We start from the raw sequence: 20,245 nt of genomic DNA, 5'->3' as shown, positions 1-20,245 counted from the left end.
CTTCTACAGGTTTTCCTTCCAGCCGATATAGGAAGCCATGCGTCCAGTAGTCCCTTGTATCCCAGCTTCCTTGCGATGAGAGAAAAACAAGTCTGTTCTGCAGCTTGTACACCAATCTGTGGATAAAATATTCCTTGAAGAAATTCCTGCTTCGAGCAATATCTCTGTGTTTAGCTGACGAAGGTCCAGCATGTACCGCTCCCCTGTGGAGGAGATGACTGCTTTTTCCCAATCGGCTGCACAAGTGCGTACCTGCGTCATGATTCGCTCATCTACTTCATAGCAACAGCCGCCAATGGATGGGCCAATTGCGACGCGAATGTCCTCTGGCTTTGCCTGATATTGCTTCGTCATGGCCTTCACCATTTCCTCGGCAATACGGCCCACTGTCCCCTTCCAGCCTGCGTGAGCAAGTCCGATTGCTCCCGATTGGGTATCCAGAAAATAGAGGGGAACACAATCTGCATAAAACGAGGTCAGCATGACTCCTTTTTCAAGGGTAAACAAACCATCCGTTGCAGATATGACGTCCTCCAGACTTTCTTTACCCGCACCGCCTGCTGTGACCTGGCATACCCGATTCCCGTGCACTTGATCGGCGCATGTCCACTCCGTAAAAGACATCCCTACTTGTTCTGCCAGCTTGCGTCTATTGGCTACTACGTTCGCAGATTCATCACCCACATGTAGCCCCATATTAAAAGACCCGTACGGTTGTTCACTTTCCCCGCCTGAGCGAATGGTAAACCCCGCCACTAATCCAGGAAATTGTTGCTCCCACTCTGTTAACGATAAGATTGACTTATCCTCTACCCTGACAAATGGCTCTCTCATGTTGTCACCTTCCTCATATGGCTAATCATACCATAGCCGAAAAGAAAAGAAAGGCTATCCGTGCCTTTCTCCCTTTACGCGTTAGTATTCATCTCCACCAGAAGTTTTTACTTCAACTTTAAGTGCTTCTTCCATCCGGACAAGCACCACATCTTTCCCGATCTTCACAATATTGCGCCAGGGTATGACATAATCGTTCCCGGCAGAAAAGAAGCCGAGAAACTTGCCTGGTCCCGGTACAACGATAGCCTCTACACGACCGTGACGCAGATCGATCTCCAAATCTGAAACTTGCCCAAGCCGCTTCCCATCGAGAATATTTACCACTTCTTTGGTCTGGAAGTCAGAGATTTTTACCATTCTTCCTCACCTTCTTTTCTCCGTTACTTTCAGTATATGAGTCCAATGAGGAATATGTCCGCTTCTTTGGCAAAAAGTAAGGAGATTGAAAACTAACTTTTCGACTCGTACAAAAAACCCGAACGGTACAAGACCGCCGGGTCGCCTATTTGGTTTCTCCTTACGATTGAACGTGCTTTTGCATATGGGCAATTGCCGCTTTTTCTAACCGAGAGACCTGTGCTTGTGAGATTCCGATTTCCTCTGCTACTTCCATCTGCGTTTTTCCTTCGTAAAAGCGCATGGATAATATCATTTTTTCTCGGTCACCTAGTCGCTGCATTCCCTCACGAAGCGCAATTTCCTCTACCCACGTGACGTCTTTGTTCTTCTCGTCACTAATCTGATCCATGACGTAAATCGGATCGCCGCCATCCTGATAAATCGGTTCAAACAATGAAACCGGATCTTGGATCGCATCGAGTGCAAACACGACGTCTTCTTTGGCTACGTTCAATTCCTGAGAAATCTCGATAATGGTAGGCTCTCGCGAATGTTTGTTGGTCAGATTGTCACGCACCTGCAAGGCCTTGTACGCGATGTCTCGCAAAGAGCGGGAAACGCGAATCGGATTGTTGTCCCGTAAATAGCGTCGAATTTCTCCGATGATCATCGGTACGGCATACGTGGAAAACTTCACGTTTTGTCCGAGATCAAAGTTGTCGATCGCTTTCATCAATCCGATGCAGCCCACTTGAAACAAGTCATCCACGAACTCTCCGCGATTGTTGAACCGTTGGATTACGCTAAGCACCAGTCGCAAGTTGCCGTTGACCAGCTTCTCGCGGGCAGCAAGCTCCCCACTTTGCAGGCGCTCAAACAATTCTCGCATCTCTTTGTTTGTTAACACCGGAAGCTTGGAGGTATCTACCCCGCATATCTCTACCTTATTGCGCGTCACGTCTTTCCCTCCTCGAAGCAAGAAAAAAGTCCCTAACCCGGTTGTCTTGAAAGGCCGCGTAACTGACGCGTAGCCGACCAAGAAGGTGGCAAAAACCACCATCTGTTTCGGTTTAGGAACAGTATCCCCCCAAGCTGGGAAAATATGCGTTAGACCATCTTGTTGAATTCTTTTCGTAACCGTTTTATAATTCGCTTTTCCAAACGCGAAATATACGACTGTGAGATACCCAACAAATCCGCTACATCCTTCTGTGTCTTTTCCTCTTCTCCCGCTAAGCCGAAGCGCAGCTCCATGATAATTCTCTCGCGGTCAGATAGCTTATCCAGTGCTTTTTTCAGAAGCTTTCGATCCACTTGGTCCTCGATGTTTTTATAGATCGTGTCATTCTCCGTACCCAAAACATCTGAGAGCAACAGCTCATTGCCATCCCAATCAATGTTAAGCGGTTCATCAAAAGATACCTCTGAACGAATTTTATTATTGCGGCGAAGATACATGAGGATTTCGTTTTCGATACAACGAGATGCATACGTTGCCAGCTTGATGTTCTTGTCTGGATCAAAGGTGTTCACTGCCTTAATCAAGCCAATGGTGCCAATGCTGACCAAGTCCTCAATATTAATTCCCGTATTCTCAAACTTGCGGGCGATGTATACGACCAGACGAAGATTGCGTTCAATTAGCATACCGCGGACAGCCGGATCACCAGAAGGCAGTCGTCCGAGCAGCAGCTCCTCTTCTTCTCTGGTCAACGGTGGAGGCAATGCTTCACTCCCGCCAATATAATAGACTTCTTCGGCGCGTACACCAAGCCAGAGCAAGATTCGGTACCAGGTCAATTGGAGTTGTAGGCGAAGTTTTACATACATGATTAGCCCTCCTGTTTGAGAATAAAGGTTGATTCCTCTGTATAAGATTCCATCATGGCTGGGTGCACGATGGCCTGATACTTGCCGTCAGCGGCCAATGGGATCGGGTTAAGTCCGATTAACACCCTTTCTGTTTCAAAACGAATCCCGTCTTGCACAACCATCACATGGTCTGGTTTGATCGCGAGCAAAAAATCCATACCTCTTGACACGCTGCGATACGGGATCAAACGTACCCGAGACTGCCATTCCAGCGGCAGCTGGTCCCAAGATCCGTCCAGCTTCTCCCACACTCCACCGTTTTCATCGGCTTGTCGGAGAAGCGACGGCGGAAGCAAATGTGCGAACATGCGATTCTCCATAATCATGACGGGTATGCGTGTAATCGGCTCGTGGAGCTGGTTTCCTGTATCCACAAGTCCACGGCAAATGACTTTTTCCCCTGCCAACGTAACGACGACATCGACGAGAAAGGTTTCGATTCTTCTCGGCTCCTGGATTGCGCGGTAGCTCTTTTTCCCGAGGAAAAAGATCAGGATAAAACCGATCAGGACGATCCCCAGGGTTGGCTTGAACCCAACGCCAAACCCATCATTATGCGTGACAACCAGTCCATTCACAATTTCACTCTGCGGTGCCAAAAAATACTGTAGCCCAAGCACTCCCCCTCCGAACACAAATGCGACAAAGTAAAAAATGATCAAGTTTTGCGCAAAGGACAACAACCTCCTGTTCCCAAAAGCAATCCACAGCATGATGACAGAAAAGAGCAGTTTGACCCACCATTGATACATCGGAGAAAACACAGGGAAAAAGAAAAAGACCAGATACGCGGAGCCAAACACAGAGGCAAGTATCATTCTCCACCACACCATGCGCTCTTTGCGAAAATAAGCAGTAAACCAGAGTAACAAGGTATCAATAGCCACATTCAGGAGTAGAATGATATCAAGATACACAACCACTTGCTTTCCCCCTCATCTTTTAACCGACTTGGCAGCAAGCATGTGTCCTAGCAAAAATGGTAAATAGTAGGACGACTTCTATCAGTAAAAGCAGTATATATCAATGTGTATGTAAAGTCTGTCAATTCTTGACGGTGTTTTTTTGGTTTTTTTGTCTAACATTTTTCATCCAATCAACGAAAAAAAGCCTTGTCCCCACTGACGGGAACAAGGCTTTTGACAGTCATTTATTGCTTTAGTTTTTGTTGCGGCGGCGATTGCGCAGGAATGCTGGAATATCCAGATTATCCAGGTTGCCCATGGAGAAGAAGGACTTGTCTTCCTCTTCTTCCTTCGCGCGGCTGTTATTCGTATTGGAAACTGGTGTCGGACGATTGCCAGGCGTGTTGATCGGCTGTTGTTGACGGCGAGGAGCCTCCACCGCGCGTTGACTATGCTCGAAGCCTGTAGCAATCACGGTCACTACCAATTCATTTTTCAGATCCTCGTTAATTACCGCACCGAAAATCATGTTTACATCTGGGTCCGATGCAGAAGATACGATGTCAGCTGCTTCGTTTACTTCATACAAGCTCAGGTTCGTACCGCCTGTGATGTTCATGAGAACACCGCGTGCACCATCAATCGCAGTCTCGAGCAGTGGGCTGGAAATAGCGCGCCGAGCTGCTTCAGCCGCACGATTTTCGCCGCTGCTTACACCGATTCCCATGAGAGCAGAACCGCGCTCAGTCATGATCGTCTTCACGTCAGCGAAGTCCAAGTTGATCAATCCAGGTACCGCAATCAGATCGGAAATACCTTGAACACCTTGTCGCAGTACGTTGTCAACTTCGCGGAACGCTTCGAGCATTGGCGTATTTTTATCAACGATTTCCAGCAGACGGTCGTTAGGAATCACGATCAGTGTGTCTACTTTTTCTTTCAGAGCAGCGATACCGATCTCACCGTGCTGGGAACGTCTACGACCCTCGAAGGAGAATGGACGGGTTACAACACCAACTGTAAGAGCACCCATTTCTTTGGCGATCTCTGCAACAACAGGTGCTGCACCTGTACCCGTACCACCACCCATACCGGCAGTTACGAATACCATGTCAGCTCCACGCAGAGCGTTTTCAATCAAATCACGGCTTTCTTCCGCCGCTTTTTTACCGATCTCAGGATTCGCACCTGCTCCAAGTCCACGTGTCAGCTTTTCCCCGATTTGCAGCTTGATATCTGCACTAGAGAGCTGAAGTGCTTGCGCGTCAGTGTTCAAGGTGATGAATTCTACACCCTTTACTCCACCTGCGATCATGCGGTTTACTGCGTTACTACCTCCGCCCCCGCAACCAATGACTTTAATTCGTGCAAAGGATTCCAAGTCCATATCAAATTCCAGCATATTGCTAGTCCTCCCCAATTCAACATAAGAAAACTTCGTGGCTACAGAAGCCTGTCAACTAAACACAATGGAACGAATCGATCCTCATCTTCGTCATTGTAGTTAAGCTTGGTAAGCGAACTTCATTAAATAAATTCGCTAAACCAGTTTTTTACTTTTTCCATCAAACCGCCGCCTTCTTTTGGCTTAGACGAGACGGTTTGCTTCTGAGTGCCCTTGAATGAGGGGGTCACGCGAATGCTGCGGCGCTCCATCAACTGCAAGGCATATTGAATCAAACCTACCCCAGTGGTGTAGGCAGGATCTCGCACTCCGATGTAATCAGGAATCGCAATTCGAACAGGTGCGTCCAATTCTTCTTTTGCCAATTCCAACATGCCCGGCATGGCTACGGTACCACCCGTAAGAACATAGCCACCTGCAATTTCGTCGCGGTAGCCTAATTTGTATACAGCATCCTCGACTAATTGGAATATTTCCGCAGCGCGCGGCTCGATAATATTGGCCAAATCCACTTGCGTAAATTGCTTCTCGACTTCGCTGCCAATCCGGTTCACCTTGAACTTCACATCTTCGGATGCTTCGTCAATAAGGGCACAGCCGTTCTTGGTTTTCACACGATCTGCCACATCTGTATGCGTGCGCAGTCCCAGTGAGATATCGCTCGTAATGTGGTCGCCACCGATGCCGATCACGGTGGTCGCTGCCAGTTTCCCCTGCTCGAATACACCGATCGTGGTAGAACCCGCACCGATGTCGACAAGAACGACACCCATATTTTTGTCATCTTTGGATAGAGCAACAGTGCTAGCCGCAAGCGGTTGCAAGAATATTCCAGCTACACGCAGATTGGTTCGTTGAGCACAGCGAACGATGTTATGTACGACCGTTTTCAATCCGGTCACAATGGTCCCTTCCATTTCCAGTCGGACACCAATCATCCCACGTGGGTCCTTAATGCTCCCTTGTCCATCAACGATGTACTCCTTTGGGACTACCTCGATGATTTCACGGTCTGGAGGAATAGCCACAACCTTCGCTGCCTGAATTACGCGTTGAATATCTTCTTCTCGTATCTCACGGTCTTCGCTGGATACAGCGACAACCCCTTGGGTTTCATGCAGATCGATATGGTTTCCAGTGATCCCCACATACACTTCTTCGATTGAAACGCCAACCATGCGCTCGGCATGATCAACTGCTTCTCGGATGGCATGCACGGTTTGGTCGATGTCTACAATCACGCCCTTCTTGATACCTTCTGAGTGTGATTGTCCGACGCCGATGATGTTGATGGAACCGTTGTTGATCTCGCCGATCATGACGCGTACTTTGGATGTTCCAATGTCTAGGCTGACGATGAATTCATTGCTTACCAAACCTGTGACACCTCCCCTGCTACGTCTTTTTTCTTGCTAAAGTGAGAACACCTGCATAAATTATTCCACACAGGACAACCATTCCCTTTTTTTCTTATTGATTTTTTGTAAAAAAATGACCATCTTCCCATTTTTCTTCGCGTTATTCTTGCTGATTGATCCATTTGGATAGAACAATTCTCCTAATGACAGCGAGATTGTTGAACAAGCGGACCCCGAAAGCCACGATCGCAGCCAAATACAGATCAATCCCCAAGAACCCTCCGATGAAGGCCAAGCCTGCTGCAAAAAGTGTGTTGAAAAAGAATCCAGACATGAAAATACGAACGTTAAAAGTACGTTCTAAAAACGAACGAATCCCCCCAAAGATCGTATCCAATCCAGCCAAGAGGGCTATTGATAGATAGCTGCTATACTCCTGGGGCACACGCCAATCCAGCAGGAAGCCGACAACAAGACCGACAATCAGTCCGATAAGCGGGAGCCACATGGTTACGAATCTCCTTTTTCTTTCACAGGTTTCATAAATTGAATGACACGCGTTTCGTTATTCGCTGAGATCATCAGCTTGTCCCGTTTTTCGGCCAGCACCTTCTTATTCGCCAGCTGAAAGTTCTCTTCTACGCCCTCCAGCTTCAATGCGGACAACAATACTTCAGGTTCCCCCAATGCTTTTATCTCATACGGAGCCCTGATCGTCCTGGTATCGATTTGGATGACGTCTCCCACATTGCGGATCGCAGTGGTAGCAATCAGTCGATGACCATTAATGGAAACACCTTGTGCTCCGTTTGCAAACAGGATATTTACCAACCAGCGCAAATCTTCATCGTCAATCGTATAGTCTCCTACAACTGGCACAGGCATATGTTCATCCATAGCTGGTTCTTCAGGCGTATGGGCATCGACAACATCAATAACGATGCCTTCTCCCTCCATCCCTACCATACCAGCCATTCGGCGAGTCCGTGCCAACTCCTCTTTCATAACGGAGATACTTTCATCTTCACTGAGTGAGGTTTCGTATTGGTAGTACAGCTGATTATACTTTGAAATGTCTGCGAGCAGGTTTTTGTGTTTCTCCAGTTCTTTTTGCAACGTGGTCCGAAGTTCCGCGATGCTGCGAGACTCTTTATGAATAGGATGAAGACTGCTTCGTAATTGCACAGTCAACATCACACCTATGATAGCACTAATAATGGCAAGAATAAATGTGATTTTACGGCTTTTTTGTAACATAGGTAAACGCATCCTTTTATTTAGGAGTGTTTCGTTTTCGTGTCACCAACAAAGGCAGGCAGCTCGACCCGCTCTTTTTTGGCTACGCTTATTTGGACAAAATCTTGCAAGGAGTGCAAAACGCCTCCCGGCAAGTTCAACGCACTGTCTAGTGTGTCGGGATTTCCGATCGCTGTTACTACGAATGGAGCGGCCGACTTGATGCCGTTTACAATGATCGTTGGTCCAATGCAACGGATCTCGGAATTACTCACCACTCGCTGTCCGTTAATGCTGATCGCCTCTGCTCCTGCTGCACGCAGTTCATTGACGACCAGGCGGACATCCTGCTCATGTACGATGTAGTTCGCGATGTCTGCGCTGTTCGCTGCATTCTGGCTATCCTGCATCGTTATGACGATACCCGGCCCTTGGACAGCGACTACCCCTGCCAGCATCCGCGCTGCATCCAGTTGACTGAGTGTCTCGGCAGCCTCCGATTTACGCTCCGCCATCGCTTCTTCCACTTTTCCCACCTGACGCTGCAAATCGAGCAGTTGATTTTCCAGATGCTGATTTTGCTCCTTCTCAGCCAAAATTCGGTCATTCAATTGCGTTTCCTGTTGGAACAGCTGATCATTCAGCCGTTCTTTGCGCGTAAGCTTGTTCGTTTCGAAGGAAGTGGCCACTAGAAAGCCGGTAGAAAACGTCACGATGGTTAAATACAAATGAAATTTGCGACGACGACTCATTGTCAACTTTCCCCTTTTTCATTTACTGCTGTGGTTGCTCTTGCCCTTCCTGAATAGAAATAGCCCCTTGAGCCCCGTACGGAATAAACCATGGCTGCTCAAACAAAGAGAGCACCCCTTTTGTATCTGGCGGCAATTCTTTCACGATCGTCGGATACCAGTTCATCATCTTGTCCAGCTTGTAGATAACGCTTCTTACTTCATTCCCGTCTCGCATGTACAGCGTGACGCGCTGCTTGTCGTAAACCGTTGGCGTCAGTGTAATATCCGAAATCTCCGCGAGTACATCTGGCGATAATTTCGATAGCGACTTCGCGAGATGGGGAAGGAGCTCAGGTGAGGCCCACGAGCTAATCAATGGCCTGTCCACTACGCGCTTGGCGAAATTAACCTGTTTGAGCACATAGCCATTGTCCAGTAAAGCATAGCGGCTTCCGTCCTGCACACTCCAAAAAGCGACGCGCTTTTGTTCAGTTATATGTAGCGTGATCAATCCAGGGAAAGAGCGGCTCACCGTCACATCCTTAATGGCCTCTAGTGGTTTCAAGTTATTTCGTACACTGTTCTCCCATACGTTTAGAAACTGCATGTCCTTGATTAAGCCAGATTGTGTAATGATTTGCTCCGTCGTATAAATATCATTACCAATCACTCGAATCTCTTGCACCTTACTGTAAGGGGAACGGATAAAAACGATGATGAGAATGGTAAGAAAAAACAATACCAGTAGAATGACCAGCTTGCGGTTGCCCCTTCTTCTGGGGCGTTGTTGCTTGACTTGCGGAATGCGTTCCTCATATACCGCCATGGCCGTACCCTTCCTCATGTTTTTTAGGCTCATTGCCCAGAGCAAAGTAAATTACTGGATGTCTTTCGAATAAATGTCACTAAACAAAACAGGGAAAGCGGCATAACATTATGCCGCCCACTCTCCCTCGGTTAAATCGATACTCGTGATATATCGGCTCCTAATTGACGCAACTGCTCTTCCAGCCGATCGTAACCGCGATCGATATGATGGATCTGGTTCACCGTGGTAATACCTTCTGCAGCAAGCCCTGCGAGGACTAAGGCAGCACCTGCTCGAAGGTCAGTAGCTTCGACATTCGTAGCGGTCAATTTGTTGACACCCCGAATGATTGCGGAGCCAAGATCAACGTATATAGAGGCGCCCATTCGCGCCAATTCATTCACATGTTTGAATCTTCCTTCAAAAATGGTCTCTTTGATGACACTCGTTCCCCTAGCCTGTGATAGAAACACCATCAGCTGCGCCTGCAAATCGGTTGGAAACCCAGGATATGGCGAGGTGATGATCCGGTCGTAGGCACGTGGACGGGAGGTGCTTTTGATTTCCATTATATCATGGCGGGTCTTGATTTCAACACCGCAGCTACGGGCGACCTCAATCAAAGCCGTCAATTGTTCAGGCAGAGTATTGGTCAATTCGATATGTCCCTGTGAAATACCGACAGCCAGCATATAGGTTCCTGTCACAATCCTGTCCGGGATGATCCGGTAACTGACGGAACGCAAGCGAGGTACACCACTGATTTCAATCGTATCGGTGCCTGCCCCTCTGATCCGCGCCCCCATTGCATTCAGGAAATTTTGGAGGTCGATGATTTCTGGTTCTCGTGCTGCATTACAAATTCGAGTGGTGCCTTTTGCCAGCACAGCCGCCATCATGATATTTTCCGTCGCGCCCACACTGGGGAAGGAAAGAAAGATATTGGACCCACGCAATTGTTTGGCCCGAAATGTAATGTAGCCTTCACTTTCTTCGATTTTGGCTCCTAGCGCAGTCAATCCAGCTAAATGCAAGTCAATCCTGCGCTCTCCAATGTCACATCCACCTGGCCTGGAAATCGTGACCTCACCTAGACGTGCCAGGAGTGGTCCCGCCAAAAAAATCGAAGATCGCATTTGGCTCATTAAGTCATCCGGCACCTGCGGGACACAGACAGATGTTGTATCCAGATCGACACATCCGTCCTCATGCTTCGTATTCGCCCCAAGCAACGTCAAGATTTCGAGCATGACTTTAATGTCTTTTAGATGGGGGACGTCATAGATATAGAATTGCCCTTCCGCGAGCACAGCAGCGGCAAGAATGGGAAGAGCAGCGTTCTTAGCACCTTGGATCCGAAGCGAACCGGACAGAGGTCTTCCGCCTTCGATCGCAAAAGTCTCCAAACTTTCACCTCCGTGTTACCCCTCGCCCACCACCAGGACTTCCGGATGCAGGTCAATCCCATTTTTCTCGAGAATGGTCCTCCGAACGTGATCAATCAAGGTGAGGACGTCGGCAGCCGTTGCTCCTCCGCAATTCACGATGAAGTTGGAGTGTTTTTCTGAAACCTGAGCTCCTCCGACCTGATAGCCCTTCAACCCCGCCGCCTCAATCAGGCGACCTGCGTGGTCATTTACCGGATTTCGGAACACACTGCCGGCACACGGCATCTGCAGTGGCTGCGTATTGCGCCTTCGTTCCTTATTGGCAGCGAGCGTGGCCGCAATCTCTTTGCTGTCGCCCATCCTCAATTGAAAACGGGCTTCTAGCACGATCCCTTTTTGCTTTTGCAAAAGAGAAGTCCGATAACTAAAGCTCAGTTCCTCGTTACTCAACACTTTACTTTCGCCGTTTTCGAAAAGGATCTCGGCATCAATAAGAATACGTGAAAGATCAGATCCGTGTGCCCCCGCATTCATATAGACGGCGCCGCCTACCGTACCAGGAATCCCTCCTGCAAACTCCATACCTGTTAATCCCATCTTGCCTGTCTCCACCGCCAGGCGGATCATGGAATATCCGGCACCCACACACACCTCTTCGCCCTTGAACTCACAGTGGCTCAAGCCCTCGGCCACTTTAAGCACGGCTCCACGTATCCCTCTGTCCCTCACCAGAAGGTTTGAACCGCGCCCGATTACACTCCAAGGAATTTCATGACGATGGATGATCTGCAAGGCTTTTTGCAAGGATGCTTTATCCTTGGGTTGGATTAACAAATCAGCAGGACCCCCGATCCGCCACGTTGTATGATTAGCAAGGGGTTCATCGGTCCACACTTTTTCGATTCCTGCTTGCATGAGTTCATCTGCGATCTTTTTCATTTGTGAACCTCCTGATACGTTTGCTAGGTCGGACCTAGTCTTCTCACGTGTTTGCTCCATACTATGCGTTCGCCCAGATCGGCGTGACAATCGCCCATCTGATCATTTTTTTCGTGTAATCGCCTCTAATTGACGGACAATCTCCGTCGCAGCTTGCGGCATTCCCAATGAAAGTGAACTGTTTTTCATCTCTTCCCATTTCGCTGGATTGGCAAGGATATTTTCCAAGGAAAGTAGCAAGCTCTCTCCGGTGAGCTCCCGCTCTACGATGACATGAGCTGCCCCTACGCGTTCCAATCCCCTTGCATTTTTCTCTTGATGGTTGTTCGTGACGTACGGGGACGGAATCAAGATCGAAGGCACACCTAGTGCCGTTATTTCTGCCAAGGTAGATGCCCCTGCACGACCAACCAATACATGCGTCGCCGCCAAAACATCCGGCATATTATGGACGAAAGGAAGCACAGAAATGTTACTTGGAAGTGTTCCCAGTTCACGAAGCTGTGCCGAAATCGTTTCAAAATGAACGTCGCCTGTCACATATACAAAATGAGTATCGGCATATTTGCCCAACTGCGTAACAACCGAAAGCACTGCCTCATTTATTGCGCGTGCTCCCCTGCTGCCACCAAAGATCAGGACGATTTTTTTGTTGTTGTCCACGCCCAAAAAGCTACGCCCCGCCTCTGCATTACCGTGCATGACTTCCGTAGCACGCGGGTTGCCGGTCAGTACTGTTTTAGAAGGGGGGAAATGGGCAAGCGATTCTTTGAACGAAACGGCCACCCGTGTAGCTGAACGAGAAAGAAACTTGTTGGTCAAGCCCGGCACTACGTTTTGCTCATGGATGAGAGTCGGGATTCCCAAGCGAGATGCTGCATATACGACTGGACCACATACGTAGCCACCTGTCCCAATTACGACATCCGGTTTGAATTCGCGCAACATTTTCTTGGCATCACCAACGGCTCGGACGAATTTCCACAAGGTCTTCAGGTTGTCCAACGACAGCTTGCGCTTCAACCCGCTAATTTCCACAGATTGGAAAGGAATATTTGATTTCGGAACCAAACCTGCTTCCAAGCCTTTTTTACTGCCAATATACAAAAAGGCAGCCTGCGGATTTTGGCGAGAAACTTCCCTCGCCACCGCAAGCGCCGGATAAATATGTCCACCTGTGCCACCGCCTGTTAAGACGACACGCATACGTTCACACCCTTTTTTGAGAAGGAGTAGCAATAGGCTGATTTACTCGCTTATTGCGTACTCCCTGTTGAGGTTTCTATTATCGAGAAAAACGAGAGATGTTCAACAAAACACCTACACCCGTGAGCATCAGTGTCAACGATGAACCACCGTAGCTTAAGAACGGCAACGTGATTCCTGTCACTGGAAACATCCCTGTCACAACACCAATATTGATGACCACCTGGATGGCTATCATGCCGATGATCCCTAGCGCAAGTAGGCTTCCGAATAAATCTGGAGCCGTAATCGCTGTCCGCATTCCCCTCCACAACAAGAGGAGGAAAAGCAGGAGAATGAGCGTGCCTCCGATAAAGCCAAGCTCCTCCGCGACAATCGAGAAAATAAAATCATTGTAAGGCTCAGGCAGATACAGATGCTTCTGTCTGCTTTGCCCTAGCCCAAGACCCAACAAGCCGCCGGGACCTATTGCGTAAAGGGATTGGATGATTTGATAGCCAGTATTGAGCGGGTCAGACCACGGATCGAGGAAGGACGTAATCCTTTTGATTCGATAAGGTGCTGACAAAACCAAGCCGATGAAGCCAACAACTCCGATCATTCCTAATCCGACAAAATGACTGATCCGCGCACCTGACGCAAAAATCATGATAACTGCTGTTCCCATCAAAACCGTTCCTGTGCCCAAATCCGGTTGCAGCATGATCAAACCAAAACAAAGAACTGGGATTCCCAAGGCAGGCATAAGACCTTTTCGGAACAAGACAATTTGCTTCTGATTATCTGCGAGCCACCTCGCCAAGAATGCAACGACGCCAAGCTTTGCAAATTCACCTGGTTGAATTCCAAAAGCTCCAAAACCAAGCCAGCTTTTCGAGCCATTTACTTCAATCCCGATGATCAGAACCAGAATCAACAAACCGATGCTCATCAAATACCCTGGCTTGGCCCATTGCTTCCACACCCAGTAGTCGATATTCATCGTAATGTACATGGATGTAATCCCTAACAGAGCGAAGATCAGTTGCCGCTTGGCAAAAAAATACGGATCAGAAAATGGCGGCTTTTGCGCCACGATCGCGCTGGCGCTGTACACCATCACGATGCCAATTCCCAATAAAAAAAGTGTTGCAAAAATAATTACGAAGTCGGGGGCAGAGCGTACCTTGCTCATTGTGCCAGGTCATCCTTTCTCATGCCGTCCCGCTTTTGTCATATTCTTGATGGTACAGTGGGACGTTATGCTAGGCTTGTTTTAAGTCTATGCACGCCGTCCTTAAACATGCTCCCCCTTGTCTCAAACGAAGGAAACATGTCCCAACTCGCACAAGCAGGGCTCAGTAAGACCACATCACCTGATTCGGCTAACTGGGAAGCAGCAAGAACGGCTTTTTCCACAGTATCGACATGGATACGCTCATTAATCCCTGCTTCCTGAGCACGTTCCAGTAAAATCGGAGCCGTTTGCCCGAGAGCGATGACTACTTTTACCCGACCTTGGATTACAGGTAGCAGTTCCCGAAAATCAACACCACGATCGAGCCCGCCGCAAATCCATACGACCGGCTCCTTGCATGCTTGCAAGGCGCGCGATGCCGCTTCCGGGTTAGTCGCTTTTGAATCATTGAAGTATTTGACACCGCGAATCGAATCCACGAACTCCATCCGGTGCTCTACCCCTGGGAAGGTAGTAAGAACTTGAATAATCGATTGCTTGTCCGCGCCCGCGAGCTTCGCAACTAGAATCGCTGCCAGAGCGTTGTCCAGATGAGGAACAGTAATGTCCGCTATCGCCACGATTGGCTCTGTATTCCCATTCCCATCCGCAAACAAGATCAAACCATCCTTGATAAAAGCTCCCTTTGGTACCTCTTGACTCTTGCTAAAGTAGTAGATAGCTGAAGGGAGGTCTTTGCATTTTTCTACAATCTCTGGTTGGTCATATGGCAAAATAGCTGCGTCATCTGCCGTTTGGTTCGCAAACATTTTCAGTTTGGCTGCCAAATACTCTTCCATTGTGTGATGGTAATCGAGATGTGCAGGATACAGATTGAGCAAAACACCGATATGAGGGCGGAATTCCCTCGTCCCCATCAGTTGGAAGCTACTCAATTCGGCAACAAGCCATTCGTCGGGACCAGCTTCCTCCGCTAGCCCGCACAACACGGTACCAATGTTGCCTCCTACCTTCGCATCCAGACCCGCTTCTTTAAAAATCAGTCCGACGAGCGTAGTAGTCGTCGTCTTGCCATTGGAGCCTGTAATGCCGATAATCGGTGCCTTGGCAATCTGGGAGGCCAGCTCCACCTCCGTCACAACAGGAATGCTTAGTGCCTGCGCCTGCTTGACGGGTGCTGCTTCATACGGAATCCCCGGATTTTTGACCACCAAGGAGACGCCTTCATGAATCAGATCATCTGGGTGATAGCCGCAAATGACCGGAATCCCCAACGATTCCAGCTCTTCTATCCCCACCGCTTCTTCACGTGGCTTTTTATCATTTACGACGACATGAGCACCAAAGCGGTGTAGCAGTTTTGCCACTGCGACACCGCTCTTTGCCATACCAATAACGACGACATGCTTATCTTGAAAACGCATCATCTGATTGTCACCACCTCAAGGTATACACCCAATCCAGCAAAGAACATACCAACGAGCCAGAACGTGACAACCACGCGCCACTCTGACCAGCCTGTTAATTCAAAATGATGATGCAGGGGACTCATACGGAAAATGCGCTTTCCACGTGTCTTAAAGGAGACTACCTGCATAATAACAGAGAGCGTCTCGACAACAAATACCCCACCGATAATAGCCAAGAGCAATTCCGTCTTGGTCATGATTGCAATTCCCGCAAGTGCTCCACCAAGTCCGAGTGAACCGGTATCACCCATGAACACGCGTGCCGGATGTGCATTGAAGACGAGGAAGCCAAGTAGCGCACCTACAACAGCCGCACTAAAAATAGCGGTGTCATAATCTTGACCAAACCATGCGATGATTGCATAAGCACCAAAAGCAATGGCTCCCGTCCCTGCCAATAGTCCATCCACTCCATCTGTGATGTTAACGGCATTCGTTGTACCTACCAAGAGGAACAACAGGAATGGGAAGTAAAAATAGCCGAGCTCCAGCTTCCACGGTGTACCTGGCAGATGAATAGACGTGTCATGCCCCATCATGAGCAGCAAAATATAAGCGCCGATTGCCAAGACAATCTGACCTGCAAACTTCTGTTTGGCGGTCAAGCCGAGGTTGCGTTTTTTCTTGATTTTGATGAAATCATCCAGAAACCCGATTAAACCGTATCCGAGAGTCACCAATAACAGGAAGTAAATTTCCATTTTCGCATTGGCAAACTTCAACACGGTAAATATGAGTGCCAAAAGAATGATGGTGCCTCCCATTGTGGGAGTTCCAGCCTTCTTATAATGGGATTGCGGTCCTTCCTCACGAATTGCCTGCCCAAATTTCAGGCGGCGAAGGAATGGAATAAACAATGGGCCAATGAGTACGGCGATGAGAAACGCAGCGACGATCGTGACGATTAGGACGTTGTCAACGAACATGCCCGAGCCTCCTTTCTTTCGATGCAGTGTGTGGCATCTGTTTTATTCTTGGTTGTACCGGGCAATCGCTTCGCGCGCAACTTCACGGTCATCGAAGGGCAACACCTGGTCTTTTATAATTTGATACGTTTCGTGTCCTTTTCCGGCGATCAAGATCACATCGTCCGGCTTTGCAAGCGAAACTGCATGCGCAATTGCTTCGCGTCGGTCTGTCAGTGCCGCATAACGATCAGGTGCCACTTCCGACAAGCCAGCCAGCATGTCATCGAGAATCGCCTGCGGCTCCTCCGAACGCGGATTATCTGATGTTAAGACGGTCAGATCAGCATATTTCGTTGCAATTTGCGCCATGATTGGGCGTTTGGTTCGATCTCTGTCGCCTCCGCAACCAACAATGCAAAATACGTTGCCACGGGCAAATTCCTTGACGGTCATCAAGGCATTTTCCAAGCTGTCTGGTGTGTGGGAGTAGTCGACGAGTACCGCAAACGGCTGACCAGCATCTACTGCTTCAAATCGCCCATTTACGCCCGCTACCTCTTCCAGGCTCGCTTTGATCGCTTCTAGTGGAATACCTTCTGCGAGTGTAACCGCGATGGCTGCCAAAGCGTTATACACATTGAACTTTCCCATCAGCTTCAAGTTCAGACGCGCACTACCAGCAAAGCTTTCGACTGTAAAAGAAGTTCCTTTACTGGTGATTTCGATTTGTTTTGCCCTTACATCTGCTGGTTGATCTATGCCGTATGTAATGACTCGCGCCGGTGTAACGGTAGCATATAATTCGGACGCCTCATCATCCGCATTCAGTACAGCCGTTTTTAAACGGTCTGTGTCATAGCCGTTGCCCAGCTGGGAAAACAACAATGATTTGGCGTAGCGATAGTTTTCCATCGTTTTATGATAGTCGAGGTGATCCTGCGTCAGGTTGGTGAAAACCGCTGTATGAATTTCGCAACCGCGGACTCTTCCCAGCTCCAATGCATGAGAGGAAACCTCAATAATCGCATAGTCTGTGTTTACATCGCACATGCGACGAAAGCTTCTTTGCAAATCTATGGCATCCGGAGTCGTATTTTTGACTTCCTCCGTTACGTCTCCAATTCTCATATGGATCGTCCCGATTAAGCCTGTTTGCTTGCTTTGATCGCTCAAAATTTTGTCGATCAAATGCGTAGTGGTCGTCTTGCCATTTGTCCCCGTTACGCCAATGACTTTTACTTCTTTCGTAGGAGATCCGAAAATACGATCAGCCAGCATAGCCATTGCCCGCCGGGTATCCGGTACTTTGACAATAGTCGCTGGCACGTCCAGATCTTGTTCGGATAACACGGCAACGGCACCATCCTTCACCGCCTGGGCCGCGAACGTATGTCCATCCACGGTATATCCAGTCAGACAGACAAACAAGTAGCCGGGCTTTACCTGGCGCGAGTCTGCTGTCAAACCCGTAATCTCCATGCTGTCATCCCCCGAAACCGTTACTGGCAACAAAGGCATGAGCAGATCCCGTAGAAACATGAAACAGGCACCCCATTCTCCAACTAGTATAGACAGAAATTTGAACATTTGTACTTGGCTACGCCGTACATTTAGGCGCAGTCTTGACGAACAAAGGCAGAGCGAACGTAGACAAGCCTACTCCCCTCCGCCTTCGAAATCTCATTTTATAGCTAATTGGTCAATTTGTCACCAAGGTATATGCGAATTTTTCCGCCCTCATCAATTTTTACTCCGGGAGCAGGGGACTGCTGGATGACGTACTGACCTTTACCTGAAACGACTAGCGGCAGAGTATCATATGTTGTCACTACGTCTCTCATGGATTGTCCGACCATGTTTGGTACTTCGATTGGCGCCCTTTCTCCAAGTGCTTTGTTAATTTCCTTGGGGATGCCATCTTTTCGTTTCGGTACATTCAAATGTTGAAGGGAGGATTCCATGATACTTTTTACACTCGGAGCGGCAATCAATCCACCAAACGCCAGTGCTTTCGGATTGTCTACGGCGAAATATACGACGATCTGTGGATCATCAGCCGGCGCAAATCCGATAAACGACACGATGTATTCCCCATCCATATAACGGCCATTTTTTACTTTTTGCGCAGTTCCCGTCTTTCCTCCTACCCGATATCCTTCGATATATGCCTTATTACCCGTTCCTTGAGCAACCACACTTTCCAGCGCATGCCGAACCTTCGCTGAGGTCTCCGCGGTAATCACCTGTCGAACTTCTGTCGGCAAGGTCCTCGCTACGACATCGTGTGTCACACTATCCCGCCATTCTTTGGCGACAAACGGCTTCATAAGTTTGCCCCCATTGATAGCGGCTGAGACTGCAGCCATTTGTTGAATTGGCGTTACCGATACCCCTTGACCGAAAGAAGTCGTCCCCAGTTCTACCGGTCCCACTTTATTCAAGTTGAATAACAACCCGTTTTCTTCGCCAATCAAATCGATCCCTGTCTTTTGTCCGAAGCCAAATTTTTTGATGTAGTCAAAAAGTCGTTCTTTTTGCAGTCGCTGGCCCATCGTAACGAAGCCAGGGTTACAAGAATTCTCAACCACTTCCAGCATCGTTTCCTGTCCATGCCCCTGCCGCTTCCAGCAACGCAATCGCTTACCGGCCACGTTTATGAATCCCGGATCGTAAAAGCCTTCATTCAGATTGATGACCCCTTCGTTTAAAGCGGCTGCCAGTGTCACAATCTTGAATGTGGAACCAGGCTCGTATGTTTTCCAGATAGGGAGATTTCTATTGTACACCTCTGAAGGATAGTCTCTGTACGCATCCGGTTGAAAAGTCGGGCGACTTCCCATCCCCAATATTTCTCCTGTCTTTGGATTCATGGCGATCGCCAGAACATCATCAGGCTGATAAGCGACCACCGCCTGATCCAGCTCGCGTTCGATAAACGATTGGATGGTACTGTCGAGTGTTAAATACATGTCCATACCATTCACGGGTGCTACGTAGTCTTCGGTTCCACCTGGCAGTACGCGCCCTTTGGCATCTGACGGAAATGAGATATGTCCCTCAGTCCCCATCAAGAAGGGATCGTAAATTTTTTCAAGCCCTGTCAGCCCTTGATTGTCAATGCCTGTGAACCCAAGAATATGGGCTGCCATATTACCGTTCGGGTAAAAACGCTTCGTATCCCCTGCCAAGTATATACCTGGCAAATTCAGTTCTTGTATTTTTCTTGCCTTTTCAACAGACAATTTTCTTCCACCTGGAATCTGGTTGTTGCTCATTTCTTTTTTCGTAATGGCACGAAATACATCTTCTTCTTTTCGCTCCAAAATGACGGCGAGCTGTCTCGCTGTTTCTTTAGGGTCTTTGATTTGCGCCCCTACCGATACCAGTGTGGGGACGGTCATATTCGTCACGAGCTCATTGCCGCTTCTGTCTAGAATGCGACCGCGATTGGGTTGAAACTTAATTTCCCGCTTGAGCAGTTCATCAGACATTTGCGAGAGTTTCGGTCCTTCTATCAATTGAACATAACCCAAACGGGTGACAAGTGCCGAATACAAAACAACTCCTACAATCAAGATGATAAAAATGCGACGGCGTACAGTAGCATTGGATACCCGCAAAGCGAGTCCCCCCTCAAATAGGTTGTCTCTTCTTAACCTTATTC

The 20,245-nt window shown here is 48.5% G+C and carries 19 protein-coding genes; all 19 read right to left on the bottom strand.

Features of this window, described 5'->3' with window-relative positions:
* Window positions 1–3: 3 nt before the first annotated feature.
* The 19 genes from pgeF to HP399_RS11640 all read right to left on the bottom strand — a co-directional run bounded on the left by pgeF (window position 4) and on the right by HP399_RS11640 (window position 20,201).
* Window positions 4–834, bottom strand: a complete 831-nt coding sequence (gene pgeF, locus HP399_RS11730) for a peptidoglycan editing factor PgeF (RefSeq protein ID WP_173617226.1) — start codon at window positions 832–834, stop codon at window positions 4–6.
* Window positions 835–915: 81 nt separating this feature from the next.
* Entirely contained in the window at window positions 916–1,194 is a 279-nt protein-coding gene (locus tag HP399_RS11725) for a YlmC/YmxH family sporulation protein (protein WP_173617225.1), read from the bottom strand.
* 160 nt (window positions 1,195–1,354) lie between these two features.
* Window positions 1,355–2,134 carry an RNA polymerase sporulation sigma factor SigG gene (gene sigG, locus HP399_RS11720; RefSeq protein ID WP_007717728.1) on the bottom strand — a complete coding sequence of 260 codons (780 nt, stop codon included), beginning with the start codon at window positions 2,132–2,134 and terminating at the stop codon, window positions 1,355–1,357.
* Between the two features lie 149 nt (window positions 2,135–2,283).
* Window positions 2,284–3,006 carry an RNA polymerase sporulation sigma factor SigE gene (sigE, locus tag HP399_RS11715; protein WP_007717727.1) on the bottom strand — a complete coding sequence of 241 codons (723 nt, stop codon included), beginning with the start codon at window positions 3,004–3,006 and terminating at the stop codon, window positions 2,284–2,286.
* 2 nt (window positions 3,007–3,008) lie between these two features.
* Complete coding sequence (gene spoIIGA, locus HP399_RS11710; RefSeq protein ID WP_173617224.1) at window positions 3,009–3,971, bottom strand: sigma-E processing peptidase SpoIIGA; 963 nt, start codon at window positions 3,969–3,971, stop codon at window positions 3,009–3,011.
* A 235-nt stretch (window positions 3,972–4,206) separates the two neighbouring features.
* A complete protein-coding gene (gene ftsZ, locus HP399_RS11705; protein WP_087348016.1) occupies window positions 4,207–5,355 on the bottom strand; it encodes a cell division protein FtsZ in 1,149 nt (382 codons plus the stop codon).
* A 125-nt stretch (window positions 5,356–5,480) separates the two neighbouring features.
* Entirely contained in the window at window positions 5,481–6,734 is a 1,254-nt protein-coding gene (gene ftsA, locus HP399_RS11700; protein ID WP_007717723.1) for a cell division protein FtsA, read from the bottom strand.
* A 142-nt stretch (window positions 6,735–6,876) separates the two neighbouring features.
* Complete coding sequence (locus HP399_RS11695; protein WP_007717721.1) at window positions 6,877–7,224, bottom strand: small basic family protein; 348 nt, start codon at window positions 7,222–7,224, stop codon at window positions 6,877–6,879.
* Window positions 7,225–7,226: 2 nt separating this feature from the next.
* Window positions 7,227–7,973, bottom strand: coding sequence for a DUF881 domain-containing protein (locus HP399_RS11690; RefSeq protein WP_007717719.1), 747 nt, complete (start codon window positions 7,971–7,973; stop codon window positions 7,227–7,229).
* A gap of 20 nt (window positions 7,974–7,993) precedes the next feature.
* A complete protein-coding gene (locus HP399_RS11685) occupies window positions 7,994–8,704 on the bottom strand; it encodes a DUF881 domain-containing protein (RefSeq protein WP_173617223.1) in 711 nt (236 codons plus the stop codon).
* A 22-nt stretch (window positions 8,705–8,726) separates the two neighbouring features.
* Complete coding sequence (locus tag HP399_RS11680; protein WP_173617222.1) at window positions 8,727–9,512, bottom strand: cell division protein FtsQ/DivIB; 786 nt, start codon at window positions 9,510–9,512, stop codon at window positions 8,727–8,729.
* 131 nt (window positions 9,513–9,643) lie between these two features.
* Window positions 9,644–10,900, bottom strand: a complete 1,257-nt coding sequence (gene murA / locus HP399_RS11675) for a UDP-N-acetylglucosamine 1-carboxyvinyltransferase (protein WP_173617221.1) — start codon at window positions 10,898–10,900, stop codon at window positions 9,644–9,646.
* 15 nt (window positions 10,901–10,915) lie between these two features.
* A complete protein-coding gene (gene murB / locus HP399_RS11670) occupies window positions 10,916–11,821 on the bottom strand; it encodes a UDP-N-acetylmuramate dehydrogenase (protein ID WP_173617220.1) in 906 nt (301 codons plus the stop codon).
* A gap of 102 nt (window positions 11,822–11,923) precedes the next feature.
* Window positions 11,924–13,027 (bottom strand): undecaprenyldiphospho-muramoylpentapeptide beta-N-acetylglucosaminyltransferase, encoded by a 1,104-nt coding sequence (gene murG / locus HP399_RS11665; protein WP_173617219.1) that lies wholly within the window; start codon window positions 13,025–13,027, stop codon window positions 11,924–11,926.
* Window positions 13,028–13,106: 79 nt separating this feature from the next.
* Window positions 13,107–14,201 (bottom strand): stage V sporulation protein E, encoded by a 1,095-nt coding sequence (spoVE, locus tag HP399_RS11660; RefSeq protein ID WP_173617218.1) that lies wholly within the window; start codon window positions 14,199–14,201, stop codon window positions 13,107–13,109.
* Window positions 14,202–14,266: 65 nt separating this feature from the next.
* On the bottom strand, window positions 14,267–15,631 hold the full coding sequence (gene murD / locus HP399_RS11655) for a UDP-N-acetylmuramoyl-L-alanine--D-glutamate ligase (protein ID WP_173617217.1): 1,365 nt from the start codon (window positions 15,629–15,631) through the stop codon (window positions 14,267–14,269).
* Complete coding sequence (gene mraY, locus HP399_RS11650) at window positions 15,628–16,599, bottom strand: phospho-N-acetylmuramoyl-pentapeptide-transferase (RefSeq protein ID WP_007717699.1); 972 nt, start codon at window positions 16,597–16,599, stop codon at window positions 15,628–15,630. The genes murD and mraY overlap by 4 nt, the downstream gene beginning before the upstream one ends.
* A gap of 42 nt (window positions 16,600–16,641) precedes the next feature.
* Window positions 16,642–18,120, bottom strand: a complete 1,479-nt coding sequence (locus tag HP399_RS11645; RefSeq protein WP_173617216.1) for a UDP-N-acetylmuramoyl-L-alanyl-D-glutamate--2,6-diaminopimelate ligase — start codon at window positions 18,118–18,120, stop codon at window positions 16,642–16,644.
* 152 nt (window positions 18,121–18,272) lie between these two features.
* The gene (locus HP399_RS11640) at window positions 18,273–20,201 is read right to left on the bottom strand and encodes a stage V sporulation protein D (protein ID WP_007717697.1); all 1,929 of its coding nucleotides are present in this window, start codon (window positions 20,199–20,201) and stop codon (window positions 18,273–18,275) included.
* Window positions 20,202–20,245: the final 44 nt, after the last annotated feature.

The organism is Brevibacillus sp. DP1.3A (assembly GCF_013284245.2).
GTDB lineage: Bacteria > Bacillota > Bacilli > Brevibacillales > Brevibacillaceae > Brevibacillus.
The sequence above is the reverse complement of the archived record's forward strand: the minus strand, read 5'-3'. Positions and strand labels throughout refer to the sequence as shown.

Bases quoted from the DNA above. Each gene is read 5' to 3' on its own strand.
- pgeF (WP_173617226.1), bottom strand. From the start codon at position 834: ATGAGAGAGCCATTTGTCAGGGTAGAGGATAAGTCAATCTTATCGTTA.
- HP399_RS11725 (WP_173617225.1), bottom strand. From the start codon at position 1,194: ATGGTAAAAATCTCTGACTTCCAGACCAAAGAAGTGGTAAATATTCTC.
- sigE (WP_007717727.1), bottom strand. From the start codon at position 3,006: ATGTATGTAAAACTTCGCCTACAACTCCAATTGACCTGGTACCGAATC.
- ftsZ (WP_087348016.1), bottom strand. From the start codon at position 5,355: ATGCTGGAATTTGATATGGACTTGGAATCCTTTGCACGAATTAAAGTC.
- HP399_RS11695 (WP_007717721.1), bottom strand. From the start codon at position 7,224: ATGTGGCTCCCGCTTATCGGACTGATTGTCGGTCTTGTTGTCGGCTTC.
- HP399_RS11690 (WP_007717719.1), bottom strand. From the start codon at position 7,973: ATGTTACAAAAAAGCCGTAAAATCACATTTATTCTTGCCATTATTAGT.
- HP399_RS11685 (WP_173617223.1), bottom strand. From the start codon at position 8,704: ATGAGTCGTCGTCGCAAATTTCATTTGTATTTAACCATCGTGACGTTT.
- HP399_RS11680 (WP_173617222.1), bottom strand. From the start codon at position 9,512: ATGGCGGTATATGAGGAACGCATTCCGCAAGTCAAGCAACAACGCCCC.
- murB (WP_173617220.1), bottom strand. From the start codon at position 11,821: ATGAAAAAGATCGCAGATGAACTCATGCAAGCAGGAATCGAAAAAGTG.
- murG (WP_173617219.1), bottom strand. From the start codon at position 13,027: ATGCGTGTCGTCTTAACAGGCGGTGGCACAGGTGGACATATTTATCCG.
- spoVE (WP_173617218.1), bottom strand. From the start codon at position 14,201: ATGAGCAAGGTACGCTCTGCCCCCGACTTCGTAATTATTTTTGCAACA.
- murD (WP_173617217.1), bottom strand. From the start codon at position 15,631: ATGATGCGTTTTCAAGATAAGCATGTCGTCGTTATTGGTATGGCAAAG.
- mraY (WP_007717699.1), bottom strand. From the start codon at position 16,599: ATGTTCGTTGACAACGTCCTAATCGTCACGATCGTCGCTGCGTTTCTC.
- HP399_RS11645 (WP_173617216.1), bottom strand. From the start codon at position 18,120: ATGTTTCTACGGGATCTGCTCATGCCTTTGTTGCCAGTAACGGTTTCG.